The 25325-nt window shown below is 42.0% G+C and carries 24 protein-coding genes; 21 read left to right on the forward strand and 3 right to left on the reverse strand.

The window, feature by feature from the left end; genetic code table 11:
• The first annotated feature begins 74 nt into the window (after window positions 1-74).
• From tgt to AC2IOM_RS07270, 7 genes are all read left to right on the forward strand, one after another.
• Window positions 75-1202, forward strand: a complete 1128-nt coding sequence (gene tgt, locus AC2IOM_RS07240) for a tRNA guanosine(34) transglycosylase Tgt (protein ID WP_054979588.1) — start codon at window positions 75-77, stop codon at window positions 1200-1202.
• Between the two features lie 22 nt (window positions 1203-1224).
• Window positions 1225-1560 carry a preprotein translocase subunit YajC gene (gene yajC / locus AC2IOM_RS07245; protein WP_054979570.1) on the forward strand — a complete coding sequence of 112 codons (336 nt, stop codon included), beginning with the start codon at window positions 1225-1227 and terminating at the stop codon, window positions 1558-1560.
• A gap of 15 nt (window positions 1561-1575) precedes the next feature.
• Window positions 1576-3435 carry a protein translocase subunit SecD gene (gene secD, locus AC2IOM_RS07250; RefSeq protein ID WP_486357972.1) on the forward strand — a complete coding sequence of 620 codons (1860 nt, stop codon included), beginning with the start codon at window positions 1576-1578 and terminating at the stop codon, window positions 3433-3435.
• A gap of 9 nt (window positions 3436-3444) precedes the next feature.
• On the forward strand, window positions 3445-4386 hold the full coding sequence (gene secF, locus AC2IOM_RS07255; protein WP_100914010.1) for a protein translocase subunit SecF: 942 nt from the start codon (window positions 3445-3447) through the stop codon (window positions 4384-4386).
• 109 nt (window positions 4387-4495) lie between these two features.
• Window positions 4496-5029, forward strand: a complete 534-nt coding sequence (locus AC2IOM_RS07260; RefSeq protein ID WP_010561896.1) for a hypothetical protein — start codon at window positions 4496-4498, stop codon at window positions 5027-5029.
• A 121-nt stretch (window positions 5030-5150) separates the two neighbouring features.
• Complete coding sequence (locus AC2IOM_RS07265; protein WP_486357973.1) at window positions 5151-6935, forward strand: EAL domain-containing protein; 1785 nt, start codon at window positions 5151-5153, stop codon at window positions 6933-6935.
• A 91-nt stretch (window positions 6936-7026) separates the two neighbouring features.
• Window positions 7027-7866: a substrate-binding periplasmic protein gene (locus AC2IOM_RS07270; protein ID WP_486357974.1), complete on the forward strand. Its 840-nt coding sequence runs from the start codon at window positions 7027-7029 to the stop codon at window positions 7864-7866.
• Window positions 7867-7913: 47 nt separating this feature from the next.
• Here AC2IOM_RS07270 and suhB read toward each other — a convergent pair whose 3' ends face one another.
• Window positions 7914-8717 carry an inositol-1-monophosphatase gene (suhB, locus tag AC2IOM_RS07275; protein WP_010561893.1) on the reverse strand — a complete coding sequence of 268 codons (804 nt, stop codon included), beginning with the start codon at window positions 8715-8717 and terminating at the stop codon, window positions 7914-7916.
• A gap of 252 nt (window positions 8718-8969) precedes the next feature.
• Between suhB and trmJ the strand changes: the two genes are divergently transcribed.
• The 12 genes from trmJ (at window position 8970) to AC2IOM_RS07335 (ending at window position 19310) form a co-directional block, all read left to right on the forward strand.
• Window positions 8970-9710: a tRNA (cytosine(32)/uridine(32)-2'-O)-methyltransferase TrmJ gene (gene trmJ / locus AC2IOM_RS07280; RefSeq protein ID WP_486357975.1), complete on the forward strand. Its 741-nt coding sequence runs from the start codon at window positions 8970-8972 to the stop codon at window positions 9708-9710.
• A gap of 185 nt (window positions 9711-9895) precedes the next feature.
• Entirely contained in the window at window positions 9896-10396 is a 501-nt protein-coding gene (gene iscR, locus AC2IOM_RS07285; protein ID WP_010561891.1) for a Fe-S cluster assembly transcriptional regulator IscR, read from the forward strand.
• A 19-nt stretch (window positions 10397-10415) separates the two neighbouring features.
• Window positions 10416-11633, forward strand: a complete 1218-nt coding sequence (locus AC2IOM_RS07290; RefSeq protein ID WP_486357976.1) for an IscS subfamily cysteine desulfurase — start codon at window positions 10416-10418, stop codon at window positions 11631-11633.
• Between the two features lie 31 nt (window positions 11634-11664).
• Complete coding sequence (gene iscU / locus AC2IOM_RS07295) at window positions 11665-12048, forward strand: Fe-S cluster assembly scaffold IscU (protein ID WP_010561889.1); 384 nt, start codon at window positions 11665-11667, stop codon at window positions 12046-12048.
• 3 nt (window positions 12049-12051) lie between these two features.
• Window positions 12052-12375 carry an iron-sulfur cluster assembly protein IscA gene (gene iscA, locus AC2IOM_RS07300; RefSeq protein WP_010561888.1) on the forward strand — a complete coding sequence of 108 codons (324 nt, stop codon included), beginning with the start codon at window positions 12052-12054 and terminating at the stop codon, window positions 12373-12375.
• 81 nt (window positions 12376-12456) lie between these two features.
• Window positions 12457-12984, forward strand: a complete 528-nt coding sequence (hscB, locus tag AC2IOM_RS07305; RefSeq protein WP_486357977.1) for a co-chaperone HscB — start codon at window positions 12457-12459, stop codon at window positions 12982-12984.
• A 16-nt stretch (window positions 12985-13000) separates the two neighbouring features.
• Entirely contained in the window at window positions 13001-14860 is a 1860-nt protein-coding gene (hscA, locus tag AC2IOM_RS07310) for a Fe-S protein assembly chaperone HscA (protein ID WP_486357978.1), read from the forward strand.
• A gap of 1 nt (window position 14861) precedes the next feature.
• Window positions 14862-15200, forward strand: coding sequence for an ISC system 2Fe-2S type ferredoxin (gene fdx / locus AC2IOM_RS07315; RefSeq protein ID WP_100914000.1), 339 nt, complete (start codon window positions 14862-14864; stop codon window positions 15198-15200).
• Window positions 15201-15330: 130 nt separating this feature from the next.
• Window positions 15331-15708: a SpoIIAA family protein gene (locus AC2IOM_RS07320; RefSeq protein WP_010561884.1), complete on the forward strand. Its 378-nt coding sequence runs from the start codon at window positions 15331-15333 to the stop codon at window positions 15706-15708.
• 97 nt (window positions 15709-15805) lie between these two features.
• Complete coding sequence (locus AC2IOM_RS07325) at window positions 15806-16702, forward strand: sugar phosphate nucleotidyltransferase (RefSeq protein ID WP_486357979.1); 897 nt, start codon at window positions 15806-15808, stop codon at window positions 16700-16702.
• Window positions 16695-17798 (forward strand): phosphotransferase enzyme family protein, encoded by a 1104-nt coding sequence (locus tag AC2IOM_RS07330; protein ID WP_486357980.1) that lies wholly within the window; start codon window positions 16695-16697, stop codon window positions 17796-17798. The genes AC2IOM_RS07325 and AC2IOM_RS07330 overlap by 8 nt, the downstream gene beginning before the upstream one ends.
• 141 nt (window positions 17799-17939) lie before the next feature.
• A complete protein-coding gene (locus tag AC2IOM_RS07335) occupies window positions 17940-19310 on the forward strand; it encodes a Gfo/Idh/MocA family oxidoreductase (RefSeq protein ID WP_486357981.1) in 1371 nt (456 codons plus the stop codon).
• A 165-nt stretch (window positions 19311-19475) separates the two neighbouring features.
• Here AC2IOM_RS07335 and purU read toward each other — a convergent pair whose 3' ends face one another.
• Window positions 19476-20309: a formyltetrahydrofolate deformylase gene (gene purU / locus AC2IOM_RS07340; RefSeq protein ID WP_486357982.1), complete on the reverse strand. Its 834-nt coding sequence runs from the start codon at window positions 20307-20309 to the stop codon at window positions 19476-19478.
• Between the two features lie 230 nt (window positions 20310-20539).
• Between purU and AC2IOM_RS07345 the strand changes: the two genes are divergently transcribed.
• Window positions 20540-21148: an outer membrane beta-barrel protein gene (locus tag AC2IOM_RS07345; protein ID WP_105170462.1), complete on the forward strand. Its 609-nt coding sequence runs from the start codon at window positions 20540-20542 to the stop codon at window positions 21146-21148.
• Between the two features lie 87 nt (window positions 21149-21235).
• Here the strand turns inward: AC2IOM_RS07345 and AC2IOM_RS07350 are convergent, their stop codons facing one another.
• Complete coding sequence (locus tag AC2IOM_RS07350) at window positions 21236-24682, reverse strand: PAS domain-containing hybrid sensor histidine kinase/response regulator (RefSeq protein ID WP_486357983.1); 3447 nt, start codon at window positions 24680-24682, stop codon at window positions 21236-21238.
• 372 nt (window positions 24683-25054) lie between these two features.
• Here AC2IOM_RS07350 and AC2IOM_RS07355 point away from each other — a divergent pair, with 372 nt between their 5' ends.
• On the forward strand, window positions 25055-25318 hold the full coding sequence (locus AC2IOM_RS07355; RefSeq protein WP_010561876.1) for a DUF4212 domain-containing protein: 264 nt from the start codon (window positions 25055-25057) through the stop codon (window positions 25316-25318).
• The last annotated feature ends 7 nt before the right edge of the window (window positions 25319-25325 follow it).

Genomic DNA, 25325 nt, shown 5'->3' on the forward strand with positions numbered 1-25325 from the left:
TCGACCGATTATTTTACGCTCAATTGATGAAGTTGAGTAAAAGTTGGACTGTTTTTCCGGCATTTGAGGTTTTTATGAAATTTGAATTAGATAATACAGATGGCAAAGCGCGTCGCGGCCGTTTGATCTTTGACCGTGGTGTAGTAGAGACACCTGCATTTATGCCTGTAGGTACTTACGGTACCGTTAAAGGTATGACTCCTGAAGAGTTAAAAGGCACAGGTGCAGAAATTTGCCTAGGTAATACCTTTCACTTAATGCTTCGCCCAGGTACTGAAATCATCAAACAACACGGTGATTTACATGATTTTATGGGTTGGGATAAACCAATTCTTACCGATTCAGGCGGTTTCCAAGTATTCAGCTTAGGTGAAATGCGTAAAATTTCGGAAGAAGGTGTAATGTTCCGTTCACCGGTAAACGGTGAGAAAATCATGCTATCACCAGAAAAAGCAATGCAAGTGCAGCGCGACTTGGGTTCAGATATTGTGATGATTTTTGACGAATGTACACCGTATCCTGCAACAGAAAAAGAAGCGCGTGACTCGATGGAGCTATCGCTGCGTTGGGCAAAACGCTCGAAAGAAGGTCACGGTGATAACCCATCAGCATTATTCGGTATTATTCAAGGTGGTATGTACCCTGAACTGCGAGAAATTTCGCAAAAAGGTTTAGAAGAAATCGGTTTTGATGGTTATGCACTTGGTGGTTTATCAGTAGGTGAACCAAAAGAAGACATGATTAACATTCTTGACCACTGTGCTTACAAAATGCCAGAAGATAAGCCGCGTTACCTAATGGGCGTAGGCAAGCCGGAAGATTTAGTTGAAGCGGTTCGTCGTGGTATTGATATGTTTGACTGTGTAATGCCAACACGTAACGCGCGTAACGGCCACTTATTTATTACCGGTGGCGTAATTAAAATCCGTAACGCAGTGCATAAAACGGATACAGGCCCACTTGATCCAGAATGTGATTGCCATACTTGTGAGAACTTCTCACGTGCTTATTTACACCACTTAGATAAGTGTAATGAAATTTTAGGGGCTCGTTTAAACACGATCCACAACTTACGTTATTACCAACGCGTTATGGAAGGGCTTCGCAATGCCATTGCTGAGAACAAACTAGAAGAGTTTGTTGCAGACTTCTATGCGCGTCGCGGTATGCCGGTACCTGAATTAAAACAAATTGAAGACTAATAAAATTTAAGAGGAATTAACCATGAGTTTATTTATCTCAAGTGCGCATGCAAGTGCGGGTGCTCCACCTGCTGGTGGCGGCATGGAAATGCTAATCATGCTAGGTATTTTTGGTTTGGTATTTTATTTCCTAATTTACCGTCCACAAGCTAAGCGTGTTAAAGAGCACAAGAGCCTAATGTCAGCATTGGCAAAAGGTGATGAAGTACTTACTGCTGGTGGTTTAGTGGGTAAAATCGTGAAAGTATCTGACGACAAAGATTTTGTTGTTGTTGCGCTTAACGATCAAGCTAACGTAACAGTGCAAAAAGGTTCAATTTCAGCTGTGCTGCCTAAAGGCACAATGAAAGCACTTTAATCAAAGGAATAAGTTGTGATTAATAAGTACCCATTATGGAAGTACTTGATGGTGGTAGCAGTTGTATTGCTTGGTATGCTTTACGCTGCACCAAATATGTACGGTAGTGATCCTGCCGTACAAATTTCAGGTGCGCGAGGCGCTGTGATTGAAACAGCGGATCTCGACAAAGTACAAACAATTTTAACGAACGATGGATTTGATGCTAAATCAATCAAACTAGAAAATGAGCAAATCTTAATTCGTTTTAATGATGTAGAAACACAGTTAAAAGCGAAAGACCAACTAAGCGACAGTCTAGGCGCTAACTATATCGCTGCTATAAACTCTGCTCCTTCAACGCCGGCATGGCTTGAAAACTTGGGCGGTGCGCCGATGAAGTTAGGCTTAGATTTACGTGGTGGTGTTGAGTTTACGATGGAAGTTGATATGCGTACTGCTATCAATAACCAGTTAAAGCAGATGCAGCAAGATTTCCGCTCTGACTTACGTGAACAGAAAATTCGCTACCGCAGCATTCGTGAAGTAGCAAACGCAGATCGCGTGCAATTAGTTTTCCGTAATGAAGAAGACAAAGACGCCGCTGAGCGTTATTTGCAAAAGAACAATCCTAGCCTTGAGTTTCGCGATGACCGCAGCAATGAGTTAGCGTTCACTGCGCGTTTAACGGAAGCTAAGTTAAAAGAAATTCGCGATTACGCAATTTCACAAAACTTAATCATTATTCGTAAGCGTATTAACCAAATTGGTGTTGCAGAACCAAATGTTCAGCGCCAAGGCCAAGAGCGTATTTTAGTACAATTACCGGGTATTCAAGACCCAGCACGTGCGAAAGAAATTTTAGGTTCAGCAGCGACGCTTGAACTGCGCATGGTTGACCAAGATAACGACGTACGCGATGCATTAGCTGGTCGTATGCCGCCGGGTTCAGAAGTAATCAACGATCAGTTTGGTCGTCCAGTTTTACTTAAAAAACGCGTAATGCTTGAAGGTTCTCATATTACCGGGGCACAAGCGGGTTATGACCAATACCAGCGTCCGCAAGTTAGCTTACAACTTGATAGTAAAGGTGGCTCAAAAATGGCTGCGTTTACTAAAGACGAAGTTGGTAACTTAATGGCGATTGTGTTCATCGAATACCGCCCGTCGGGTAAGGTAGATGAAAACGGTAAAGCGTTACCACCAATCAAACACGAAGAAGTGATTAACCAAGCAACTATTAATGAGCGCTTAGGTCGTCGTTTCCAAATTACCGGTATTGATACGCCAGCAAAAGCGCAGCATTTATCTGAAATGCTACGTGCAGGTGCACTTGTTGCGCCAATTCAAATTGTTGCTGAAAGTACCATAGGTCCAAGCATGGGTGCAGAAAACGTTGAAAAAGGTATTACTGCGGTAGTACTTGGTTTTGTTTTCGTACTGGTATTTATGCTGCTTTACTACAAAGGCTTTGGCATGATTGCAAATATTGCACTGGGTTTAAACCTAGTATTAATTGTTGGTGCAATGTCAGTACTTGCCGGTGCAACGCTTACCTTACCGGGTATTGCCGGTATCGTACTAACGGTTGGTATGGCGGTAGATGCGAACGTACTTATTTTTGAACGTATTCGTGAAGAATTAGCTGAAGGGCGTAGTCCTCAACAAGCAATTCACCATGGTTACGACAGTGCATTTAGCACCATTTTTGATGCCAATATCACAACGTTAATTGCAGCCGTGATCTTGTACGCAATTGGTACAGGTCCTATTCAAGGCTTCGCAATCACTCTTGCTATCGGTATTGTAACGTCAATGTTCACTGCGATTGTTGGTACGCGTGCGATTGTTAACGCGTTAATCGGCGGTAAGCGCATTGAGAAGTTATCTATCTAGGAGAGTGTGATGCAATTATTAAAGTTAAATGAAACACTTAAGTTTATGTCATTGCGCAAAGCGGCAATGACAATTTCAACTCTGCTGATTATCGCTTCATTTGTTTCGTTTTTTACCAAAGGTATGAACTTTGGTTTGGATTTTACCGGTGGTACAACGGTTGAAGTTGGCTTTGAACAAGCCGCTGACCTTAAAGTTGTGCGTTCATCACTGCACGAAAATGGCTTCCCTGATGCACAGGTACAGTTATTTGGTTCAAGTAAGGACGTAAAAATTCGTCTTGAGCCACGTGAAGGTGAAAAGGCCGACATGATCAGTAACCAAGTACTCGAGATTCTTGAACAAACAGGCCAAAAAGTTGAGATCCGCTCAATTGAATTTGTTGGTCCAAGCGTTGGTGAAGACCTTAAAGAGCAAGGCGGTTTAGCAATGTTAACAGCGCTAATCTGTATTTTGCTTTACGTTGCACTGCGCTTTGAATGGCGTTTTGCAATTGGTGCGGTAGCAGCGCTTGCGCACGATGTTATTTTAACTGTGGGTTTATTCTCAGTATTAGGTTTACCGTTTGATTTAACTGTATTAGCAGCGGTACTTGCGGTTATAGGTTACTCACTTAACGATACCATTGTTGTATCGGACCGTATTCGTGAGAACTTCCGTAAAATCCGTATCGACGATACCATTGAAATTGTTGATATTTCACTAACGCAAACGTTAAACCGTACGTTAGTAACATCAATTACAACTATCTTAGTACTTGTGGCGCTATTTGTATGGGGCGGCGAAACCATTCATGGCTTCGCAACGGCATTACTATTTGGTGTATTTATTGGTACTTACTCATCTGTATACGTAGCAAGTTCTGTTGCAGTAATGATGGGCATCAGCAAAGAAGATCTGATCCCTGAAGAAGTTGAGAAAGAAGGTGCTGAATTTGACAATATGCCATAATTATTTGGTAATTTTGTAATAATTCTGAAAAAGGCCGGTGTTAATGCTGGCCTTTTTTTTTGTCTTTAGTATGATACTGAAAATGATAAACATTCTCAAAGGCATTAAAATGAAAAAGCTAACTGTACTTGCTAGTTTTGCAGCAATGACACTTTTAACAGCATGTGGTGATAAACAACAAACTAACGCCGAAGCGGTAGCAAAAGCACCTACAGCGAATCAAGCGTTAGCAGACTACAAAGAGGGTGCTAAAACACTAGTGACAATGATTAAAGAAGCAAAACCAGATACTGAAATCGCTGTAAAGTCAGCTGAGTTAGTAGCGGGTTCCAAAACAATCATTACGCAGTTTATAAATAAACATCCAAAGTGTACTGAGTATTTAACAGCACTGAATAATGCGGCGGATATCATTCCAACCTTACCGCTAGAAGAGATCGAGTCAGGTTATCATGAAGACGGTAAACTGCCTAAGTTTGACGACCCTAACTGTTACCATGCGAAGGACTTACTGGTGCATCCTGCAACGGTACAAGCAATGGCGACAATGGGGATTACTACTGCAGAAATGCGTGAAAGTGCAGAAATGGAAATTATTGAAGTTATTGCACACTTTTCTCAGGTTGAAAAAGCATTAAACTAACCTAAATTTCATAAGGTTGTGATTATAAAGTGAAATAATTGCAACCTTTTCTGACACTTAGCTTCTGAAATAATTCTGTCATTATCTCTTGTTATATTCGCCATCCGTAAAGAGGTGAATTATGCAAAACTTGAAACAATCGATCAGCCTTAAAGCGATTCTGTCAAAGCGACAGATCACAACGCTGTTTCAACCCATTCTTGATATTGAAAAAGAAACGGTGCTCGGCTACGAAGCTTTGTCGCGAGGCCCTGAAAATTCAAGTTTGTTCAGCCCTGTCGAACTCTTTGCCCAAGCTGAAAAAGATGCCTGCCTCTCAGAACTAGAGCTTCTTTGTCGCGAAAAAGCCATTGAGAACTTTGTTGCCCAAGGCTTGCCTGGGAAATTGTTTATCAATGTAAGTCCGTCTGCATTACTAGAGGCTGCGCACCCAAAAGGTGAAACTTTGCAACTGCTTGCTAAACACGGCTTAGCCACATCTCGGGTTGTGATTGAGATTACTGAGCGGGAGCCGTTAGCACAAAGCGATTTATTATTTGAAGCGATTAAACATTACCGTGATTTAGGTTTGCATATTGCGATTGATGACTTTGGTTCGGGTTACAGCGGGCTAAAACAGTGGTCTGAACTCAAGCCTGACATCGTTAAAATTGATCGTTACTTTATCGATCATTGCGATAAAAGTGTGGTGAAAAAAGAGTTTTTACGTTCGATATTAGAGCTGGCAAAAATCACTAATACTCGAGTAATAGCTGAAGGTATAGAACGCACGCAAGAATTAACACTGTTAAAAAATCTGGGTGTTGAACTAGCACAAGGCTTTTTGCTTGAACGCCCGGTACTTTCGCCGTGTCAGAGTTTTGATGAATGCATTGCAGCGCAAAAATTAGTGGATATGCCACGCAATACGAAAGACGATTTCCCTTTTATTGGCAATTTATTACTAAGCCAGCAGTCTATTTTTGTCACGACCAATTGCGGTGTGGCGAAGAAGTATTTCGAGCAAGATAAGTTATTGCAAAGCCTGGTAGTGCTTAATCAAGATAATCGACCCGTTGGTATATTACACCGAGATCAACTTGCCGAAATATTTTCGTCAACCTATGGGGCGGCGCTACACTCTAAGCGCTCAGTCGATGAGGTTATGGATCACCAGCCTTTAGTGGTTGATAGATTGACAGCGTTGGACTCGGTGAGCCAAAAAATTACTGACTCAGATTTTGATATACGCCGCTATATTATTGTGACACAAGAAGGGCAATACGTTGGTGTTGTTGCTATTCGCGATATTCTAAAACACATTACTGACGAGAAAATTAAAAATGCGCAGCATGCCAATCCGTTAACCATGTTGCCGGGCAATGTGGCAATTAATGATAATATTGAACGCCGTTTAAATGCGCGACAAGATTTCGAACTAGCGTATATCGATTTAAATCACTTTAAGCAGTTTAACGATCTCTATGGTTATGCCAGTGGTGACATGGTAATTAAACTACTTGCTGAAATTTGCCGCCAAGTGTGTAATCAAAAAGACTGCTTTATTGGTCATATTGGTGGCGATGATTTTATGCTGGTGTGTCCTAGTGACTTAGGCGAAGCGCTGTGTCGTAAAATAATATCGGAGTTTGAAACCGCCGTTAGAGCCTATTTTACGCCAGAGCACGTTGCAGCAGGGGGCTATTGGGCAACCAACCGCGAGGGTGAAAAGAAGTTTGTGCCCTTGTTAACCTTGTCTATTGGTTTAGTTAACCCTGATATTGAGCACTGCGAAAACAGCCATCAAGTGGCAGCGCTGGCAACCGATGCTAAAAAGGAAGCTAAGCGTTTTGTAACCAGTCACTTGTTTATTTGCAAACGCCGTCGCCCGACCATGGCGATAGTTAGACTACCGGTAGCAAAATAATCTATTCGTGGCGATTGAAAAACAATCGCTTTACCTAAACAGTAACTTGTTTTAACTTATTATTACTTGAGCTATGTTTGGGGCAAGTAATATGAGAACAAATGCACCATATTGTTTTATAGCGCTTATTTCACTTTTAACCTGTTCAGTAGCAGCAACAGAAATTGTGAAAGTTGCCAAAGAGCATCGCAAGCTATACCCAAGAGATGATTACATTGTTAGCCTTTTAGAGTTGGCACTGGCCAACCAGCCTTACCAATTGCAACATGTGCCTGTACACCCACACCAGCAGCGTACCTTACTAAAACTCAGCCAAGGTGATGTAGATATTCATTGGGGCATGACGAGTCCTGACCGCGAAGCCATTGCTACCGCAATTCCTATTCCTATTTTTAAAGGGTTGATTGGTAAACGTATTGCGCTGATTAAAGACGATCGGCAAAGTGACTTTACTGCGATTGATAGCGACAAGCTAAAGCAGTTTACTGCGGTTCAGGGACACGATTGGCCCGATACTAAAATTCTTGCGCAAAATGGCTACCGAGTAAAAGCATTTGCACATTATAAAGCCATGTTCACTTTAGTCTCTCGTGGGCAGGTGGATTATTTCCCCCGCTCTGTCATTGAAATTCAAGATGAACTTTTGGAGTTTAAGCCACTTGGCTTGGCGATAGAGACTGCACATTTAATAAATTATCCTGCGGCATTCTACTTTTTTGTAAATAAAGAAAAAACGGCGTTAGCCAATGCACTGCAAGCAGGGTTAACAGAAATGATTGCTGATGGTCGATTTGATAAGTTATTTGATGATTATTTTGTTGAAGGGTTGAGCCAATTAAACTTAGCGAAGCGCGAAATACATTATTTAGAAAATGATTATTTTACAAATACAGCGCTGTTGCAAAATAAGGCGCTTTGGTACAAAAAATAAGGAAGCAATGTGCTTCCTTATTTATAAAACCTAGTTAAAGCATGCGATTATTTAAGTAATGCATCGCTTAAATGTGGACGAAGCTCTTTCACAATCGCTTGTGCAAGTTTTGGTGCGCCACATACAATATTGCCTGACTTATCTTGGTTGTTGCCGCCAGCAAAATCAGTTACTAAGCCACCTGCTTCTTTAACAAGTAGTTGACCTGCTGCAGTATCCCATGGCTTTAAACCAATTTCGAAGAAACCATCAACACGACCCGCTGCAACATAAGCTAAATCTAGCGCTGCAGAACCTGCGCGGCGCATATCTGCTGTATGAACGAATAATGCACTGAATGCATTCATGTATTCTTCCATATGATGCTTTTGCTTGAATGGGAAGCCGGTTGCTAGCACAGTACCTGAAAGGTCAGTTGCCTTATTTACACGAATACGCTTGCTGTTAAGCTGTGCGCCTTGACCGCGTGTAGCTGTGAATAATTCACCACGAATTGGATCGTAAACAACCGCTTGCTCTGTACGGCCTTTAACTTTTAATGCAATAGATACTGCGAAGTGTGGAATGCCCTTGATGAAGTTAGTCGTGCCATCAAGTGGATCGATAACCCAAAGGTAATCAGCGTCGCTGCCAAGTTGTTGACCTAGCTCTTCGCCTACAATGCTATGCTTAGGGTAAGACTTTAAAATAGTGTCGCGAATCATCGCTTCCGCGTCTTTGTCTACGTTAGTTACAAAGTCGTTGCTACCTTTTTGAAGTACTTCAACTTTATCTTTCTCTTCAAATTTTTGAAGAATAACTTTACCTGCATTTCGCGCAGCGCGAACCGCAATGTTTAACATTGGATGCATAGCTTTACCTTTAGGTTTTAAAAGAACTCATTAACTACTAAGTTGTGCCTTAATTTGGTCACCCCTCAGTTCAGCCGCGCTATTTTAGCGACTTTTTTGCGGTTGTAAACCAAAATAATAAATTTAATCTCTGGTTAACAATTAATCAAACTGGTGTGCTAAAAAATCGCTAATCGCGGTGTAATAGTCGAAATTTAATGATGAGTAGGCTAAAATCCGCGCCAGATAAAATTTCAGAGTTTAGAACGTAACATGACGCTAGATAAAATTCGTATTGTACTGGTTAATACTTCGCACACAGGTAACATTGGTTCAGTTGCTCGTGCAATGAAAACAATGGGCTTTAGCAAGCTTTATTTAGTGGATCCTGTTAACCCTGTCGATAGTCACGCAAGTGCACTTGCAGCAGGAGCAACCGATGTACTAGGTAATGCGGTAGTTGTTGATACCTTGCAAGAGGCTATTGCTGATTGTAATACCGTGATTGGCACCAGTGCGCGCTCACGTACTTTATCTTGGCCAATGGTTAACCCTGTTGAGTGCGGCGAAAAACTGCTTGCTGGTACAGAGCAAGAAGGTGATGTAGCGCTTGTATTTGGTCGTGAAAATAGCGGCTTAACTAATGAAGAGCTGCAACTGTGTAATTTCCACGTATGTATTGCAGCTAACCCTGAATACTCGTCGCTTAATCTTGCTATGGCTGTGCAAACTCTGTGTTATGAAACACGCATGCGCTACCTTGCCAAAAGCGAACAACAAATTGAGCAAGATGATGCGGTATACCCAAGTTCTGAACAGATGGAGCTTTTCTACCAACATTTAGAAAAAACCTTGTCAGACACGGGCTTTATTATTAGGCAACATCCAGGTCAAGTAATGACTAAGCTACGCCGTTTATTTAATCGTGCACGCCCAGAAGAGCAAGAGCTTAACATTCTGCGCGGGATTTTAACCTCGATTGATAAATCGGTTGTGAAAAAAGACAGCGAATAGCTTAAAGACAATACTTGACTAATTTACTCAGGTAATTAAAATAATACTTGAGTAAATTACTAGGTTATTCTGTTCTAGCATATATATAGCAAGACTAAAGAATAACCTAAGTGTGAACAATAAATACTTGACTATCTTAGTCAGGTAATTAAAATTCGCACTCTTATTGATGATGGGGGCTTAGCATGAAATTAACGTCGAAAGGTCGATATGCAGTAACTGCACTATTAGACGTGGCGCTTCATACTAAAATTGGCCCAGTTCCCCTCGCTGAAATTTCAGAACGACAAGACATTTCACTCTCATACCTTGAGCAGTTATTTTCGCGTTTGCGCAAGCAAGATTTAGTACGCTCTGTTCGTGGTCCTGGCGGTGGTTACTTACTAGGTAAGGAAGCCTCAGAGATTTCAGTTGGCGATATCATATCTGCAGTCAATGAATCGGTAGATGCCACACGTTGTGGTGGTGAAGGCGATTGCCAAAATGGTGTTCGCTGCTTAACACACTCATTATGGAGTGAATTGAGTCAGCGCATCGAAGAATTTTTAAACAGTATTACGTTAGCTGAGTTAGTTGCCAAAAAAGATGTGCAACAAGTTGCTGGTCGCCAAGACCAAACGGTTGAAAAAGCCGTTGAAAATTCACTCAGTCAGCTTGAAAATATCAACATTAGTTGCCAAATGTAGCAATTCGGAGCAAGTAAATATGAAGTTACCAATTTATTTAGATTATGCCGCCACAACACCTGTCGATCCGCGTGTAGCTGACGCTATGATGCAGTGTTTAACAATGGATGGTAATTTTGGTAACCCTGCGTCACGTTCTCACCGTTTTGGTTGGCAAGCTGAAGAAGCAGTTGACCAAGCGCGTCACGACATTGCTGAATTAATCAATGCAGACCCGCGTGAAATCGTTTTCACATCAGGTGCTACAGAATCAAATAACTTGGCAATTAAAGGTGCTGCTAATTTCTACGCGAAAAAAGGCAAGCACGTAATCACAGTTAAAACAGAACACAAAGCCGTATTAGACACGTGTCGTGAACTTGAGCGTCAGGGCTTTGAAGTTACTTATATGGACGTTGAAGAAAACGGCTTACTAGACCTTAAGAAGCTTGAAGCGGCAATGCGTGATGACACTGTGCTTGTGAGCGTAATGCACGTAAATAACGAGCTAGGTGTAGTACAAGATATCGCAACCATTGGCGAAATGTGTCGCGAACGTAAAATCATGTTCCATGTTGATGGTGCGCAAAGCGCAGGTAAAGTAAAAATCGACATGCAAGCACTTAAAGTAGATTTCATGTCTTTCTCTGGTCACAAAGTGTATGGCCCGAAAGGCATTGGTGCACTTTATGTTCGTCGTAAGCCGCGTGCGCGTTTAGAAGCGCAAATGCACGGTGGTGGTCATGAACGTGGTATGCGTTCAGGTACACTGGCAACACACCAAATTGTAGGTATGGGTCATGCGTTCAAAGTTGCAAATGAAGATTTTGATAAAGATCACGCACACATCAGTGCACTACGTAAGCGTTTGATTGATGGCATTATGTCGGATATCGAAGAAGTTTACTTTAACGGTACACCAGAGCAATCAGTACCAGGTATCGTAAATATCTCATTCAACTATGTTGAAGGTGAGTCATTACTAATGGCACTTAAAGATATCGCGGTATCTTCAGGTTCGGCATGTACATCGGCAAGTTTAGAACCATCTTACGTATTACGTGCGCTAGGCCGTAACGACGAATTAGCGCATAGCTCAATTCGTTTCAGTATTGGTCGTTTCACGACTGAAGAAGAGATTGATTACACTGTTCAGCTAATCAAAGACTCAATTGGCCGTTTGCGCGAAATGTCTCCTTTATGGGAAATGTATAAAGAAGGCGTTGATTTAGAGTCTGTTGAGTGGACACACCACTAATTAAATGAATTGGGTATTGAGGTAACAAGCAATGGCATATAGTGACAAAGTAATTGACCATGTAGAGAATCCACGTAACGTAGGTTCTTTCGACAAGAATGACCCAAGTGTTGCAACGGGTATGGTTGGCGCACCAGCGTGTGGTGACGTAATGAAGTTGCAAATTAAGGTATCTGATGATGGCATCATCGAAGATGCAAAATTTAAAACCTATGGTTGTGGTAGCGCGATTGCATCGTCATCACTAGTAACTGAATGGGTTAAAGGTAAAAGCCTAGACGAAGCGGGTGAAATCAAAAACACTGATATCACAGCGGAACTAGAATTACCGCCAGTTAAAATTCACTGTTCAATTTTAGCGGAAGATGCAATCCAAGCAGCGATTGCGGATTACAAAAAAAAGCACGGTGAATAATTTATGGCGATTACTTTAACAGATGCAGCCGCTGATCGCGTACGCTCATTTTTAACCAATCGCGGTAAAGGTCTAGGCCTACGCGTTGGTGTTAAAACAACAGGGTGCTCAGGCCTTGCTTATGTACTTGAGTTTGTTGATGAGTTAGCGGAAGGCGATGAAACCTTTGAGCATAACGGTGTAACCGTCATTGTTGATGGTAAAAGCCTAGTGTATATCGATGGCACTGAGCTGGACTTTGTTAAAGAAGGCCTAAATGAAGGGTTTAAATTTAACAACCCGAATCAAAATGGTGAGTGTGGTTGCGGCGAAAGCTTTACCGTATAACCTTTACTATTTGATCTAATTTATTAAGCCCTGCAATTGCGGGGCTTGTGTGCAATTAAGAGCGAGGATTTTTTCGTTACTATGAAATACTTTGAGTTATTTGCAATCCCTGTTCAATTTGATGTTGATCTCAACACTGTTAACGCACGCTATCTCGAACTGCAAAAAATTCTTCACCCTGATCGTCATGCTAGTTTAGGCGCACAGCAACAACTGCTTGCGGTACAAAAAACGGCAGAATTAAACGACGCATTACAGGTTATCAAGCAGCCGCTAAAACGCGCAGAATACATGTTAGCAGAAAAGCACATTGATATTCGTGCTGAGCAACAAACTTTGCAAGACCCTGAGTTTTTAATGCAGCAGATGGAGCTGCGAGAAGAGCTAAGTGAAATTACTGACGCAACAGACCCTGAAGCAGCAATTGCACAGTTTGAAAATCACGTAAAAGAACTTCATCAAGATTATTACGCAGAGCTCAAAAAGCACATTGATAGTGACGACCAAGAGCAGCTTAAAATTGCCGCAGATATAGTACGCAAGCTTAAATTTATTTATAAGTTACGAGAAGAATTAGAGCGCATTGAAGATTCGCTTTTCGACGACTAATTAGGACGCGAGAAACATGTTACTCCAAATAGCAGAACCAGGCCAAAGTGCATCACCACATGAGCACAAATTAGCAGTTGGCATTGACTTAGGAACCACAAACTCGCTGGTTGCAACAGTACAAAGTGGCGAAACCAAAGTACTGCCAGACTTAATGGGCAAAACAATTTTGCCATCAGCCATTCACTATGGTGAAAACACAATTACTGTTGGCGAGAAAGCCAAGTTAGATGCACCGCTAGACGCTGCTAATACGCTTATTTCGGTAAAACGTTTTCTTGGCAAATCATTCCAAGAAATCAGTCAGATTGCCGACCAACTACCATACCAATTTAGCAACGACGATGACGTATTAGCAATTCAAACACGTCAGGGCAACATTAACCCAATTCAAGCGTCGAGCGAGATTCTAAAAGCGCTAAAAGCGCGTGCAATGGACAGCTTCGGCGGTGAAGAAATTACTGGCGCGGTGATCACTGTTCCTGCGTATTTTGATGATGCACAGCGTCAAGGCACCAAAGATGCCGCAGAACTAGCTGGCTTAAATGTACTGCGCTTACTTAACGAACCAACAGCCGCTGCGGTTGCTTACGGTTTAGATTCAGGTAAAGAAGGTGTTATCGCGGTTTATGACTTAGGTGGCGGTACCTTTGATGTGTCAATTCTGCGTTTGAATAAAGGCGTATTTGAAGTATTGGCGACAGGCGGTGACTCGGCACTTGGCGGTGATGACTTTGACGCACTGTTGGTGAATTACTTTAAAGAGCAAACCGGCATTAACGCACCTAATGCAGACACGCTGCGTTTATTTATGGAAAAAGCGCGCGCATGTAAAGAAGCGCTTACTAATTACAATCTGGTAAACGTCGGCTTAGATTTAGGCGAGCAGCAGTTTAAAATTGAAGTAACGAAAGAGTTCTTTAATGAATTAGCACAAGGACTTGTGAAAAAGACATTACGTGCATCGCGCCGCGCCTTGAAAGATGCCGGTGTTGAAAAAGAAGACGTGCTTGAAGTGGTAATGGTTGGTGGTTCAACCCGCATGCCAATTGTACGTGAGCAAGTAGGTGAGTTTTTTGGTAAAGAGCCACTTACTTCAATTGACCCAGACCAAGTTGTTGCTTTGGGTGCGGCAATTCAAGCCGACATCTTAGTAGGTAATAAACCTGATTCAGATATGTTGCTGCTTGATGTGTTACCGCTTTCACTCGGTTTAGAAACCATGGGTGGCTTGGTTGAGAAAATCATTCCTCGCAACACCACTATTCCTGTTGCTCGTGCACAAGAGTTTACTACTTTCAAAGATGGCCAAACGGCAATGTCGCTGCATGTGCTGCAAGGTGAACGTGAACTGGTAGATGATTGCCGCTCACTGGCTAAATTCAGCTTAAAAGGGATTCCACCAATGGCGGCGGGTGCGGCGCATATTCGTGTAACCTTTAAAGTGGATGCGGACGGTCTTCTAAGCGTAAGTGCAATGGAAAAGTCCACAGGTGTGCAGTCAGAAATTCAAGTTAAACCGTCATTTGGTTTATCAGATAACCAAGTTGCTGATATGATTAAATCGTCGTTGGTTAATGCTAAAGACGATATGCAAGCACGTATGCTAAAAGAGCAACAAGTTGAAGCGCTACGAGTGATTGAAGCATTAAATGCATCGCTTGAACAAAGTGGTCACTTACTTTCAACTGATGAAAAAAGCGAATTAGAAAGCGAAATCAGCAAATTAGCGGTACTTCGCGAAACGGCGACAACGCCAGACCAACTAAAATCAGCCATTGAAGCCATTGATAAAGCAAGCAGTGAGTTTGCATCGCGCCGTATGGATGATTCAATTAAACAGGCTTTAACTGGCCAGTCGGTAGATGAGGTTTAATATGCCACAAATTATTTTCTTACCACATGAAGAACTTTGTCCAGAAGGCGCGGCAATTGAAGCACCTACTGGTGAAACGGTGCTTGATGTTGCGCTTAAAAATGGTATTTCAATTCCACATGCGTGTGAAAAGTCATGTGCATGTACTACATGTCATGTAATTGTGCGTGAAGGTTTTGATTCGCTTGAAGAAAGTGATGAACTTGAAGATGATATGCTGGATAAAGCATGGGGCTTAGAGCCTGAATCACGCCTTGGCTGTCAGGCAATTATAGCAGATGAAGACCTAGTCGTAGAAATTCCAAAGTACAATTTGAATATTGTAAACGAGGAACACTAATTACACAGTGATTAATGTTTTTGAAAAGCGCTCTTAGAGCGCTTTTTTATTGCCTGAAATTTGTCTAATATCAAAGATGCTTGAATCTGTTTTGTTTAATCTAAAACTATAACTAAGAGCGGGAAAGTTTATGAAACCACATGGGATCAGCATTGGTTTAAGTCGCGTTAAATCGACATTCTTTATTCATATTCGCGCATTTGGCACACTGCAACATGATGACTATCAGTACATGGTGCCCACCATTGAATCAGCGCTTAGTGAAGTAACACAGCCAAAGCTGAATGTTTTAATTGATATTACCGAGCTGGATGGCTGGACCATGAATGCCGCGTGGGATGATTTTAAGTTTGGCATGAAACACCGTCGAGAATTCGAAAAAATCGCCGTTATTTGCTCACATCGTTGGCAAAAAGGGGTAATGCATGTTTCAAATTGGTTTATGCCGGGCGAAATTGAGTCATTCAATAATCATCACGATGCATTGGTTTGGTTGGAGCAAGCATAAAACCCTGGTGACTTAGCGTGCGAAATTAGTTAATGCAATTGCGTAAAAAGCCTTGTAGAATTTATTTTTTGTTTAGATTAGTCATTCTGTAATATTCATGATGCATGGAAGTCGCGGTAATATCGCATCAAACTCGCTTATTTCTCCAAAAGACGTCAGCTTAGTGATTCTCGCAGGCGGTCTCGGGCGACGTTTTGGTGGCAATAAACAGCTTGCCGTTGTACCGGGTATTGAAAAAACGCTGCTTGAACTCAGTATTTCGGATGCGTTTAATGCAGGAATACGCCATGTGGTGTTAGTTGTTAATGCCGCAATTAAGCAAACCGTTGAGGCTCAAATACTGCCTCGTTTGCATCCAGAGTTAACGGTTGATATTGCCGTACAATCGATTTCGGATGTACCACCACATTACAAAGGCATGTTTTCTGAGCGTGAAAAGCCATGGGGAACAGGTCATGCATTACTCGCTGCGAAACAATTTGTAAAAGCACATTGTGTGGTGATCACCGCAGATGATTATTATGGAAAATCAGCCTTTAGTACCTTACTTGCAAACTGGCAAAATAATGGTGCGTGGCGTTTATTAGGTTATCCATTAGCGAGCACACTGACAGAGCAAGGCGGTGTAAATCGTGGGATCTGTGAACTTTCAGGCTCACAGCTAAACAAAATTACCGAAGTTTTAAATATTGATGCGGATCTTCGTGGTGAAACCGTTTCTGGTGAGCAGGTTAATCTGTCACCAAACACCTACGCATCAATGACCATTTGGGCACTGGGTTTTGAAATATTCAACCAATTAGAAGATGGCTTTATCGCGTTTTTAAAACAGTATGACAGCGCTATCAATAGCGAGTTTTTTCTACCAGACCAAATCCAGTATTTAGTTGCGCAGCATGCGCAAGTTGTCGAGTTACACCCTGCCAAGGACTACTGGCTGGGTGTAACCTATAGCGATGATTTGGCGCGCGTTGCTCAGCAATTAAATGAGTAAATATGAGCAGTTGCAAGAGATTACAATGACGTATCAAGAGCAAGCCTTGGCCTTATCTAACCAATATGGGTTGGGGCAAACAGGCATTTCAATTAAGCCAATTGGCAGTGGTCACATTAATACCACGCTACTTTTAAGTTCACCAGAAAAGCATTTAGTGGTGCAAAAGCTAAATACCCAAGTGTTTCCGGATTCACAGGCCTTGGTTTCAAATGCGCGCAAAATTGAAAAGCACTTGACCAAAAAAGCGCAAAAAAACGCGTATGATCTCGATGTAATTAAGCATGTAGCAACTCAAGACGAAACGCATTTAGTACGCCTTAATGGCGATACGTGGCGCGCACTTGAATTTATAGGCGGCAGCTACAGTGAAGACGTGGTTGAATCTAGCGAAAAAGCGAAAATTGCTGCCGGTGCTTTTGGTCAGTTTGCAAAAGCACTGAATGATTTTGAAGCCGACTCTCTTAAAACCGTGATCCCAGATTTTCATAATCTTGCAATGCGAGTTAATGCGTTAGAAGAGGCTGTTTCTGCCGATAAAGTGTCACGTGTGAATACCTGTGCAGCAGAAATTGAATTTTGCCAACAGCAACGTCAGCTGCTCGACGAAATAGCTGAAATAGTGCCAGATTTACCCGTACGCGCATGTCACAATGATACTAAAATCAACAATATGTTGTTTTGTAAAAAGTCAGATCAAGCAAAGGCTGTTATTGATTTAGATACCTGTATGCCAGGTTATTGGATGTTTGATTTTGGCGATATGGTACGTACTTTTTGCTCACCAGAAGCGGAAGACTCAACTAATTTAGATAAAGTGAAAGTACGTGAGCATATTTTTGCGTCAATTGTTGAGGGTTATGTAGAGCCGCTTAAAAATGTTTTGTCTGAAAAAGAAAAGCAAAGTTTCTGGCTTGGCGCTAAGGTGATGAGCTTTATGATTGGCGTGCGCTTTCTAACAGATTATTTAGATGGCGATAACTACTTTACCATTCACCGCGACAATCACAATCTAGACCGCGCGCGTAACCAGTTTGCACTGTATAAAGATTTACTTAAAAAAGAGCAAATACTAAAAGAAATTTTGTTCAAATAAACTTGTATTGATAAAAGGCAGCCTAGCTGCCTTTTTTGTTTTTAAAGTTAACGCTTTTATTAATCGCATTGTTTTGCCCTGAAATAAGCAATGAGATATTAATACTGAATAATAAAAATAGTTCGTTCAAAGGAAATACACATGAAAAATATGGATCGTCGCGGTTTTTTAAAAGCCGCAACTGTCACTGCAGCAGCGGGTTTAACCGCGGCTTGTACAACGTCAAATAATCAATTTACACCAGCAAAACAGCAGGGCAAAAGTGTAATTGGCTTAATTGCGCCCAAAATGGATGTGGTACGTGTTGGTTTTATTGGTGTGGGTCAGCGCGGCTATGGCCATGTTAAACGCATGAGCCATATTGAAGGCGCTGAAATTGTTGCGATTTGTGATAACCACCAAGAAGTGCTTGATCGCTCTGCGAAGTTTCTAACAGACAACGGTCATAAGCAGCCGGCACTTTACGGTAATGGCGAATATGCCTACCGTGAAATGCTAGGCCGCCAAGATATCGATATTGTAATTATTTCAACGCCTTGGAAATGGCATGCGCCAATGGCAATCGAGTCGATGGAAAGTGGTAAACACGCCTTTGTTGAAGTGCCGCTGGCCACCACAGTAGAAGAAATGTGGGACATTGTTAATACTGCTGAGCGCACGCAAAAGAACTGTATGATGATGGAAAACGTGAACTACGGCCGCGATGAGTTAATGGTACTTAACATGGTTCGCCAAGGACTCTTTGGTGAGTTACTGCACGGTGAAGCGGCTTATATTCATGAACTGCGTTGGCAGATGAAAGAGCTTGAAACTAAAACAGGTTCATGGCGTACGGGCTGGCATGCAAAGCGTAACGGAAATCTCTATCCAACCCATGGTTTAGGGCCTGTGTCACAATATATGAATATTAACCGTGGCGACCGTTTTGATTATCTCACTTCAATGAGTTCACCAGCACTTGGCCGCGCACTGTATGCGCAAAAAGAGTTTTCAGCCGACCATCAGCGTAACCAGTTAAACTACATTAATGGTGATATCAGCACTACGCTGATTAAAACGGTCCAAGGCCGCACTATTATGGTACAGCACGATACCACAACGCCGCGCCCGTATTCTCGTCATAACTTAATTCAAGGTACTAATGGTGTATTTGCGGGCTTCCCTAATCGTATTGCGTTAGAAGAGGGCGGCAGTGGCAATTTCCACGAGTGGGATTACGATATGCAGTCTTGGTATAACAAATATGACCATCCACTGTGGGTAAAAATGGGTAAAGAAGCCGAGCGCAATGGTGGCCATGGCGGCATGGATTTCTTAATGTTCTGGCGCATGATTTACTGCCTACGTAATGGCGAACCACTGGACCAAGATGTCTACGATGGCGCAGCATGGTCGGTGATAAGCCCGCTGAGTGCTGAATCACTAAATAATCGTGCGAAGTCAGTAGATATTCCAGACTTTACTCGCGGTGCATGGCAAACGGCAGAGCCGCTGGGAATTGTGACGGTTTAACTATTTTTAAGCAGGGAAGGTGTGATTGCTTCCCTGCATTTATCTTACTCCATCCATGGCGTCCTCTTGTTCATTTTTGTCGCGCTGGCGTCGCCAGCGCGACAAAAAGCGTATCGAATATTAATAAGTGCTAAGGATTAACGCTGAAGCAATTACTTCGAATAGCTACTTAAACACCACGGTTTTATTACCATTAATAAATATCCGCTGTTCTGCGGCCCATTGTAGGGCGCGGCAGAATACGTTTTTTTCTACATCGCGGCCTAGTGCAGCTAGATTTTCGGCATTTTGTGCGTGGTTTACATGGCAAATATCTTGTTCGATGATCGGGCCTTCATCGAGTTCATCTGTCACAAAGTGGGCGGTGGCACCGATCATTTTTACACCGCGCTGGAATGCTTGATGATAGGGTTTTGCGCCAATAAACGCGGGTAAAAACGAGTGATGAATATTAATGATTTTACCGCTGAACTCTGCCACAAATTCAGGGCTTAAAATACGCATATACTTGGCAAGGCCAATTAAATCAGGGTTGAACTCGTTAATTTTTTCAGCCACTTTGGCGTCGTGTTGTTCGCGCGTTAGGCCGTCATGACTAATGCAATAAAATGGTATATCAAAGCCTTTTACTAGCGGCTCAAGGTCTGGGTAATTGCCAATTACCGCTTGAACCTCCACATTCATCGCGTTTTCAAAGCATTTTAATAACACACCGCCAAGGCAATGGGCTTCTTTGGTGGCAAGTAACACCACTTTCGCTTTCTCTTCGCCTTTTAAACTGACGTTTGAGCCGTCAGGTAATAGATGAATGAGCTGTTCAACAAGGTGATTATCGGCAAAGTCACCTTGCAATGCAGTGCGCATAAAAAAGCGATGATTTTCTCGGTCAACAAATTCGTCGTTACGAATAATATTAAGCTTATGCTCAAAACAGAGATTGGTTATTTTAGCGATGAGTCCTGGTTCATCGGGGCATTGTGCAAGCAGTACTTTTTTCATGGTTCCTCATTCCAGACAGCAAAAGTAATGAGTGTATATTTATATATTTTAATTATGTAATCAATAAATAAAATTAATATTTGTTGTGTTATGAGCAATTTTAAAAAAGTAGCATGAATAAGGTTAATAGGCGTTAAAGAGGTTTAACTATTTCTGACAATTGCTTACAACTTATTGTCGTTAAGCGCACTAAACTAGCCATAATCTCATTTTGAAAAGGAAGCACAATAATGGCAGTTTCTAATTTTACACGTGCGTTGCTGGCACTTTCGCTTATCTCATCGTCATCGGTGTTTGCTAATGGTTCTGAACAAGCTGAACTTAAAAAGCATACCTTCGGTGGAAAAATCGCAACTGGTAGCGTTGAGTTATATGATTTACCTGATGAAGATTATACAAATGTGTACTCTTACTATAATTATAAATTTGATCAAAACTTTTCACTGGAAGTTGGTTTAAATTTTGGTATGGATGCCAGCGATTGGGAATGCGACGATTTTGATGATGGCTTTACCTGTCGCGACCGCAATGACTCAATGTTTAACATCATTGGCGCCGATGAATTAGAGGTAACTAACTTTGTGATTGCAGGTAAAGCACAATTACCTTTGTCTCAGCGTAATAGTCTTTACGCTAAAGTTGGCGCTAACTTCTATGACTATGAAATTTCACGAAATGATCGTACGTTTATCGATGATTCGGGCACAGGTGTTTACCTTGAAGGTGGTTGGCAGTATGTGTGGGACTTTGGTTTAGGAATGGACGCAGGCGTGCAGTATTTTGATATGGGCGATTTAGATTCTGTATCGTTTGCTATAGGTGTTAGCTATCAGTTTTAATTATTAGTAATTTGAATATTGATAATTTTGTTAACTTTATTTTGGGTTAACAAAATTAAATAGGCCGGCGTTATGCCGGCCTATTGTTTAACGGCTTGTGTGCTTTATTAATGCTTTGAGTTTTGCTGGTTTTACAGGCTTACTCAAGTAGTGAATGTTTTGCTCTTTAGTGCTGCGTTTTAGTTCATCATCTCTTACCGCAGTGATTAATACCGCAGGTATACTTTCTTGCCACTGCTCGCGTAATTGCGCAATTAAACTAACGCCATCCATTTCATGACTGAGTTGGTAGTCCATTAGAATTAAATCTGGCTTAGCTTGGTTTTGCGCATAATTTAATACATCGTCTACTTTATCAAAGGCAGAATAACGGCAACCCCATTTGCTCATTAACGTGCCCATCGCATCTAAGTTTTCTTGCTCATCATCAACGATTAATACGTTAAGGGTTTGTTTATTATCAAGTTTAACTTTGTTGGTTGATTTTTCTTGTACTAGTTTGCTGTCGCCATAAGGCACTTCCAGCGCAAAGCAACTGCCTTTGTTTGGTGTTGATTTAAGCTCTAGGGTTAACGACATTAAATCGGCCATACGTTTTACCACGCCTAAACCAAGCCCTAAACCTTTATTGTCGTTACTTTGTACGCGGTAGAAGTCGTTAAAGACTTTTGCTTGTTCTACTTCGCTGATACCAGGGCCTGTATCCCATACTTCAATACGTAGGCTGTGTTTACGCTTTCGACAAGCCACCAGCACTTTACCGCTTTCGGTATATTTCACTGCATTTGATACTAGGTTTTGAATAATTCGGCGCAGATAAGTGGTGTCGGCATGCACTACAGCATCATTGCTGCGTACTTTGAAATCGAGCCCTTTTTCCTTGCTTAGAATAACGTATTCATTACTCAGCGGCGCTAAAATATCATTAATCGGGAAGTGACGAGGTGTCGGCGTCATTGCGCCTTGTTCTAACTTAGCAATTTCTAATAACCCCGACATTAAATGCACGGTTGAATCAAGGCTATCGCCAAGTTTTTCCATGGTACTTAGGTTGCTGTTAGAGAGTTCCGTTTGGTCAACAGCCGCAAGATAAAGCCTTGCGGCATTGAGTGGCTGTAAAATATCGTGCGACGCGAGCGCTAAAAAGCGGGTTTTACTGTCATTAGCTTTTTCGGCCTCTAGCTTGGCTTGATTAAGTTGTTTTTCGGTTTCGATTCGCTTTTCAATTTGCGCTTCTAAATCTTCATTGATTGAACGGATTTCTAGGGTACGTGCCTCAATGCGATTCTCTAAATCAATATTCACTTCTTCAAGCGCATTTTGCGTTTCAATGTGTGTGGTAATATCTGAGAAACAGGTAACAAACCCACCATCCGGCAGTGGGTTACCTATCATTTCAATTACTTGGCCGTTGCGTCTGCGACGAATAAAGTGGTGTGAGCTGCCGTTACGTAAGTGTTGTACACGTTTTTGTACTTGTGCGTCAATTTCGCCCGGTCCACATTCACCTTTACTCACGTTGTGGCGGATCACTTCTTCAATAGGTTGGCCTACTTCCAAGAAACCTTCGGGGTATTCAAACAGTTCAGTGTAGCGCCGGTTCCACGCCACCAACTTTAGGTTTCTGTCTACAACTGAAATGCCATGGCTTAGATTTTCCAGCGAGGTAAACAATAAATTCTGATTAAATTGAATGGCTTGTGTGGTTTCATCGAAGAAGTTAACGACTTCTTCAAACGCCATTTGCTTACCAGAAATTACCGCACCAATTAATACTCGTGCAGACGATGCGCCGAGCACACCGGTAAGGGCTCTTTCACAAAAATCGACAAAGTCAGTTGTTGGTGTATCGTTATCGTCAGCAAAATCGTGTCGCATGGTGTAGCGCACAATTAATTGCTTAGAGCGCTGAATACCTAAAAAGGTTTGTAGCAGTACTTTAAGGTCGTACACCGTGGCGTTAATTTGTTTGCTGTGGTGTTTAGCGAGCTTTAGCTGCTCTTTTGGCTTCACAAACGCAGCTGCCTGTATTCTATCCACTAAACGTTCATTCGCACCCAACGAAAACGCGATATAACACACAACATTGGCAATCAGCGCGATAAACGTACCTTGAGTAATAACACTTTGTTGCATTGCAGTGTTAGTGGTTACTGCACCTTCAAATAGCGGTAGCATTAAAAACAGCAACCAGCAGGCAAACCCCGCTAGTAAGCCAGCGTACACACCGTAGGCGTGGCCTTTACGCCAATAAAGACCACCGACAACCGCAGGGATTAATTGAGTCACCAATGAAAATGCCACCAAGCCCATGCTCGCCAAAGCTGCTTGGTTGCCGAACAATTGTTGATAAAGGTAAGAGAGCCCTAAAATAACCGCAATGGTAAAACGTCGCGTTAATAAAATTCGGCGTTTATAGCTGGTGGTGATCAGGTTACGTTTAAATTTACGACGTAGCATTAACGGTAGCACAACATCGTTTGAGATCATGGTGCTCAGTGTAAGCGTAGCAACTACAATCATGGCGATGGCTGCTGACAGACCGCCAATAAATACAAATGTTGATAATAAGGTACTTTGTTGTGCAAGGGGCAGTGCCAGTACAAAGCTGTCGGCCGCAACATTCCCACCAATTTGTGGGTGCATTGCTGCGGTTGCAATTGGAATAATAATGCCCGCTGTAAGTAATAAATACAGTGGAAATGCCCAGCGTGCGGTTTTTAAATGGCTAATATCTTGGTTATCGACAACGGTTACATGGAATTGGCGCGGCAAACAAATAACCGCAGCGGCTGCCATTAATGATTGCGCGACAAAGTTGAAGCTAAAAAAGTCTTCTTTTTGCCATTGGCCAAAGGCGATTTGGGTAACAAAGTAATCCCACATGCCATCTTGGTAATGCGTAAAAACATAATACGACAATCCCGCAACCGCACCGAGCGCGAGCAGTTTAACCGCTGATTCAAAGGCCACTGCCAACATTAAACCTGAGCGATATTCGGTTACATCCACTTTGCGTGTACCAAAGTAAATGGCGAAAATTGCCATAATCAAGGTGCCCATTAAGGCCATCATACTGCCAGATATTTCGCTGTCGCTTTGCAGTAATACAAAGCTGGTGCTAAGAGCTTTTAGCTGCAGCGCGATGTAAGGAATCGTTGCAAGCAGCGCAATAAAGGTCACTAAAATTGCTGTGAGCTGACGTTTTCCGTAGCGCGCAGAAATAAAGTCAGCAATGGTCGTGATATTTTGTTTTTTACTGACCAATATCATCTTGCGCAAAAAGCCGTGACCTAAAATAAACAGCAGTGCAGGGCCCAATAGAATGGGGAGGTAACTCCAACCTGAATTAGCGGCTGTGCCTACAGCGCCATAAAAGGTCCAAGAGGTGCAGTAAATACCTAAAGCAAATGAGTAAACAAAGGGGTGGTGACTAATTTTCTTGGCGAGCGGTGTGGTTTTATCACCCCAATTAGCAAGCCAAAATAGAATGCCAACATAGGCCAAAGCGACGAAAATTAGCGCAATTGTCATGGTTACTCTTGTTATTCTTTTTAATTGATACGCTAATTTATCACTTTTTAATGAAACTGTGCATCTCAATCACAATTACCACAACAGCTTGAATTTACAGGCTGAATGTCATTATGAATGGCGATGTTCGACTAATGTCTTAACCTAATGTGAAAATAGGGTATTACGTTTACGTAAACGTAACTTTGATGTGCTTTAAAGCCTTATTTTTACTCGCTTTCGTTTAAATTACAGTCAATTTTTACCTTTAGTAGCTAGTTAAGTTAATAAATTGTTACGACTAAGGTCGCACTTTAATCTTTTATGTGCGTTGCTAGAGTCAATGATGACGATTAATTAACGTGCAACTTTGCATGACTAGGGGATATAAAAATGGCTTTTAAAGATAATGATCAAGCCAAAGCATATTGGAGTGAAAACCTTTCGCTAGTAATAAAACTACTAGCCGTTTGGTTTGTAGTTTCGTTTGGCTGCGGCATTTTATTTGTCGATGCGCTAAACGAAATCCGTTTCTTTGGTTTTAAATTAGGTTTCTGGTTCTCTCAGCAGGGCGCCATTTACACCTTTGTTGCCCTGATTTTTGTTTACGTATACAAGATGGCTGCGTTAGACAAAAAGTACGGCGTTGACGAGTAAGGAGAAT

Source organism: Pseudoalteromonas sp. NS-SX12 (assembly GCF_057367955.1).

What these genes read in the sequence shown, in the direction of transcription:
- tgt (WP_054979588.1), top strand. Translation starts at nt 75, where the DNA reads ATGAAATTTGAATTAGATAATACAGATGGCAAAGCGCGTCGCGGCCGT.
- yajC (WP_054979570.1), top strand. Translation starts at nt 1,225, where the DNA reads ATGAGTTTATTTATCTCAAGTGCGCATGCAAGTGCGGGTGCTCCACCT.
- secF (WP_100914010.1), top strand. Translation starts at nt 3,445, where the DNA reads ATGCAATTATTAAAGTTAAATGAAACACTTAAGTTTATGTCATTGCGC.
- AC2IOM_RS07260 (WP_010561896.1), top strand. Translation starts at nt 4,496, where the DNA reads ATGAAAAAGCTAACTGTACTTGCTAGTTTTGCAGCAATGACACTTTTA.
- AC2IOM_RS07265 (WP_486357973.1), top strand. Translation starts at nt 5,151, where the DNA reads ATGCAAAACTTGAAACAATCGATCAGCCTTAAAGCGATTCTGTCAAAG.
- AC2IOM_RS07270 (WP_486357974.1), top strand. Translation starts at nt 7,027, where the DNA reads ATGAGAACAAATGCACCATATTGTTTTATAGCGCTTATTTCACTTTTA.
- suhB (WP_010561893.1), bottom strand. Translation starts at nt 8,717, where the DNA reads ATGCATCCAATGTTAAACATTGCGGTTCGCGCTGCGCGAAATGCAGGT.
- trmJ (WP_486357975.1), top strand. Translation starts at nt 8,970, where the DNA reads ATGACGCTAGATAAAATTCGTATTGTACTGGTTAATACTTCGCACACA.
- iscR (WP_010561891.1), top strand. Translation starts at nt 9,896, where the DNA reads ATGAAATTAACGTCGAAAGGTCGATATGCAGTAACTGCACTATTAGAC.
- AC2IOM_RS07290 (WP_486357976.1), top strand. Translation starts at nt 10,416, where the DNA reads ATGAAGTTACCAATTTATTTAGATTATGCCGCCACAACACCTGTCGAT.
- iscU (WP_010561889.1), top strand. Translation starts at nt 11,665, where the DNA reads ATGGCATATAGTGACAAAGTAATTGACCATGTAGAGAATCCACGTAAC.
- iscA (WP_010561888.1), top strand. Translation starts at nt 12,052, where the DNA reads ATGGCGATTACTTTAACAGATGCAGCCGCTGATCGCGTACGCTCATTT.
- hscB (WP_486357977.1), top strand. Translation starts at nt 12,457, where the DNA reads ATGAAATACTTTGAGTTATTTGCAATCCCTGTTCAATTTGATGTTGAT.
- hscA (WP_486357978.1), top strand. Translation starts at nt 13,001, where the DNA reads ATGTTACTCCAAATAGCAGAACCAGGCCAAAGTGCATCACCACATGAG.
- fdx (WP_100914000.1), top strand. Translation starts at nt 14,862, where the DNA reads ATGCCACAAATTATTTTCTTACCACATGAAGAACTTTGTCCAGAAGGC.
- AC2IOM_RS07320 (WP_010561884.1), top strand. Translation starts at nt 15,331, where the DNA reads ATGAAACCACATGGGATCAGCATTGGTTTAAGTCGCGTTAAATCGACA.
- AC2IOM_RS07325 (WP_486357979.1), top strand. Translation starts at nt 15,806, where the DNA reads ATGATGCATGGAAGTCGCGGTAATATCGCATCAAACTCGCTTATTTCT.
- AC2IOM_RS07330 (WP_486357980.1), top strand. Translation starts at nt 16,695, where the DNA reads ATGAGTAAATATGAGCAGTTGCAAGAGATTACAATGACGTATCAAGAG.
- AC2IOM_RS07335 (WP_486357981.1), top strand. Translation starts at nt 17,940, where the DNA reads ATGAAAAATATGGATCGTCGCGGTTTTTTAAAAGCCGCAACTGTCACT.
- purU (WP_486357982.1), bottom strand. Translation starts at nt 20,309, where the DNA reads ATGAAAAAAGTACTGCTTGCACAATGCCCCGATGAACCAGGACTCATC.
- AC2IOM_RS07345 (WP_105170462.1), top strand. Translation starts at nt 20,540, where the DNA reads ATGGCAGTTTCTAATTTTACACGTGCGTTGCTGGCACTTTCGCTTATC.
- AC2IOM_RS07350 (WP_486357983.1), bottom strand. Translation starts at nt 24,682, where the DNA reads ATGACAATTGCGCTAATTTTCGTCGCTTTGGCCTATGTTGGCATTCTA.
- AC2IOM_RS07355 (WP_010561876.1), top strand. Translation starts at nt 25,055, where the DNA reads ATGGCTTTTAAAGATAATGATCAAGCCAAAGCATATTGGAGTGAAAAC.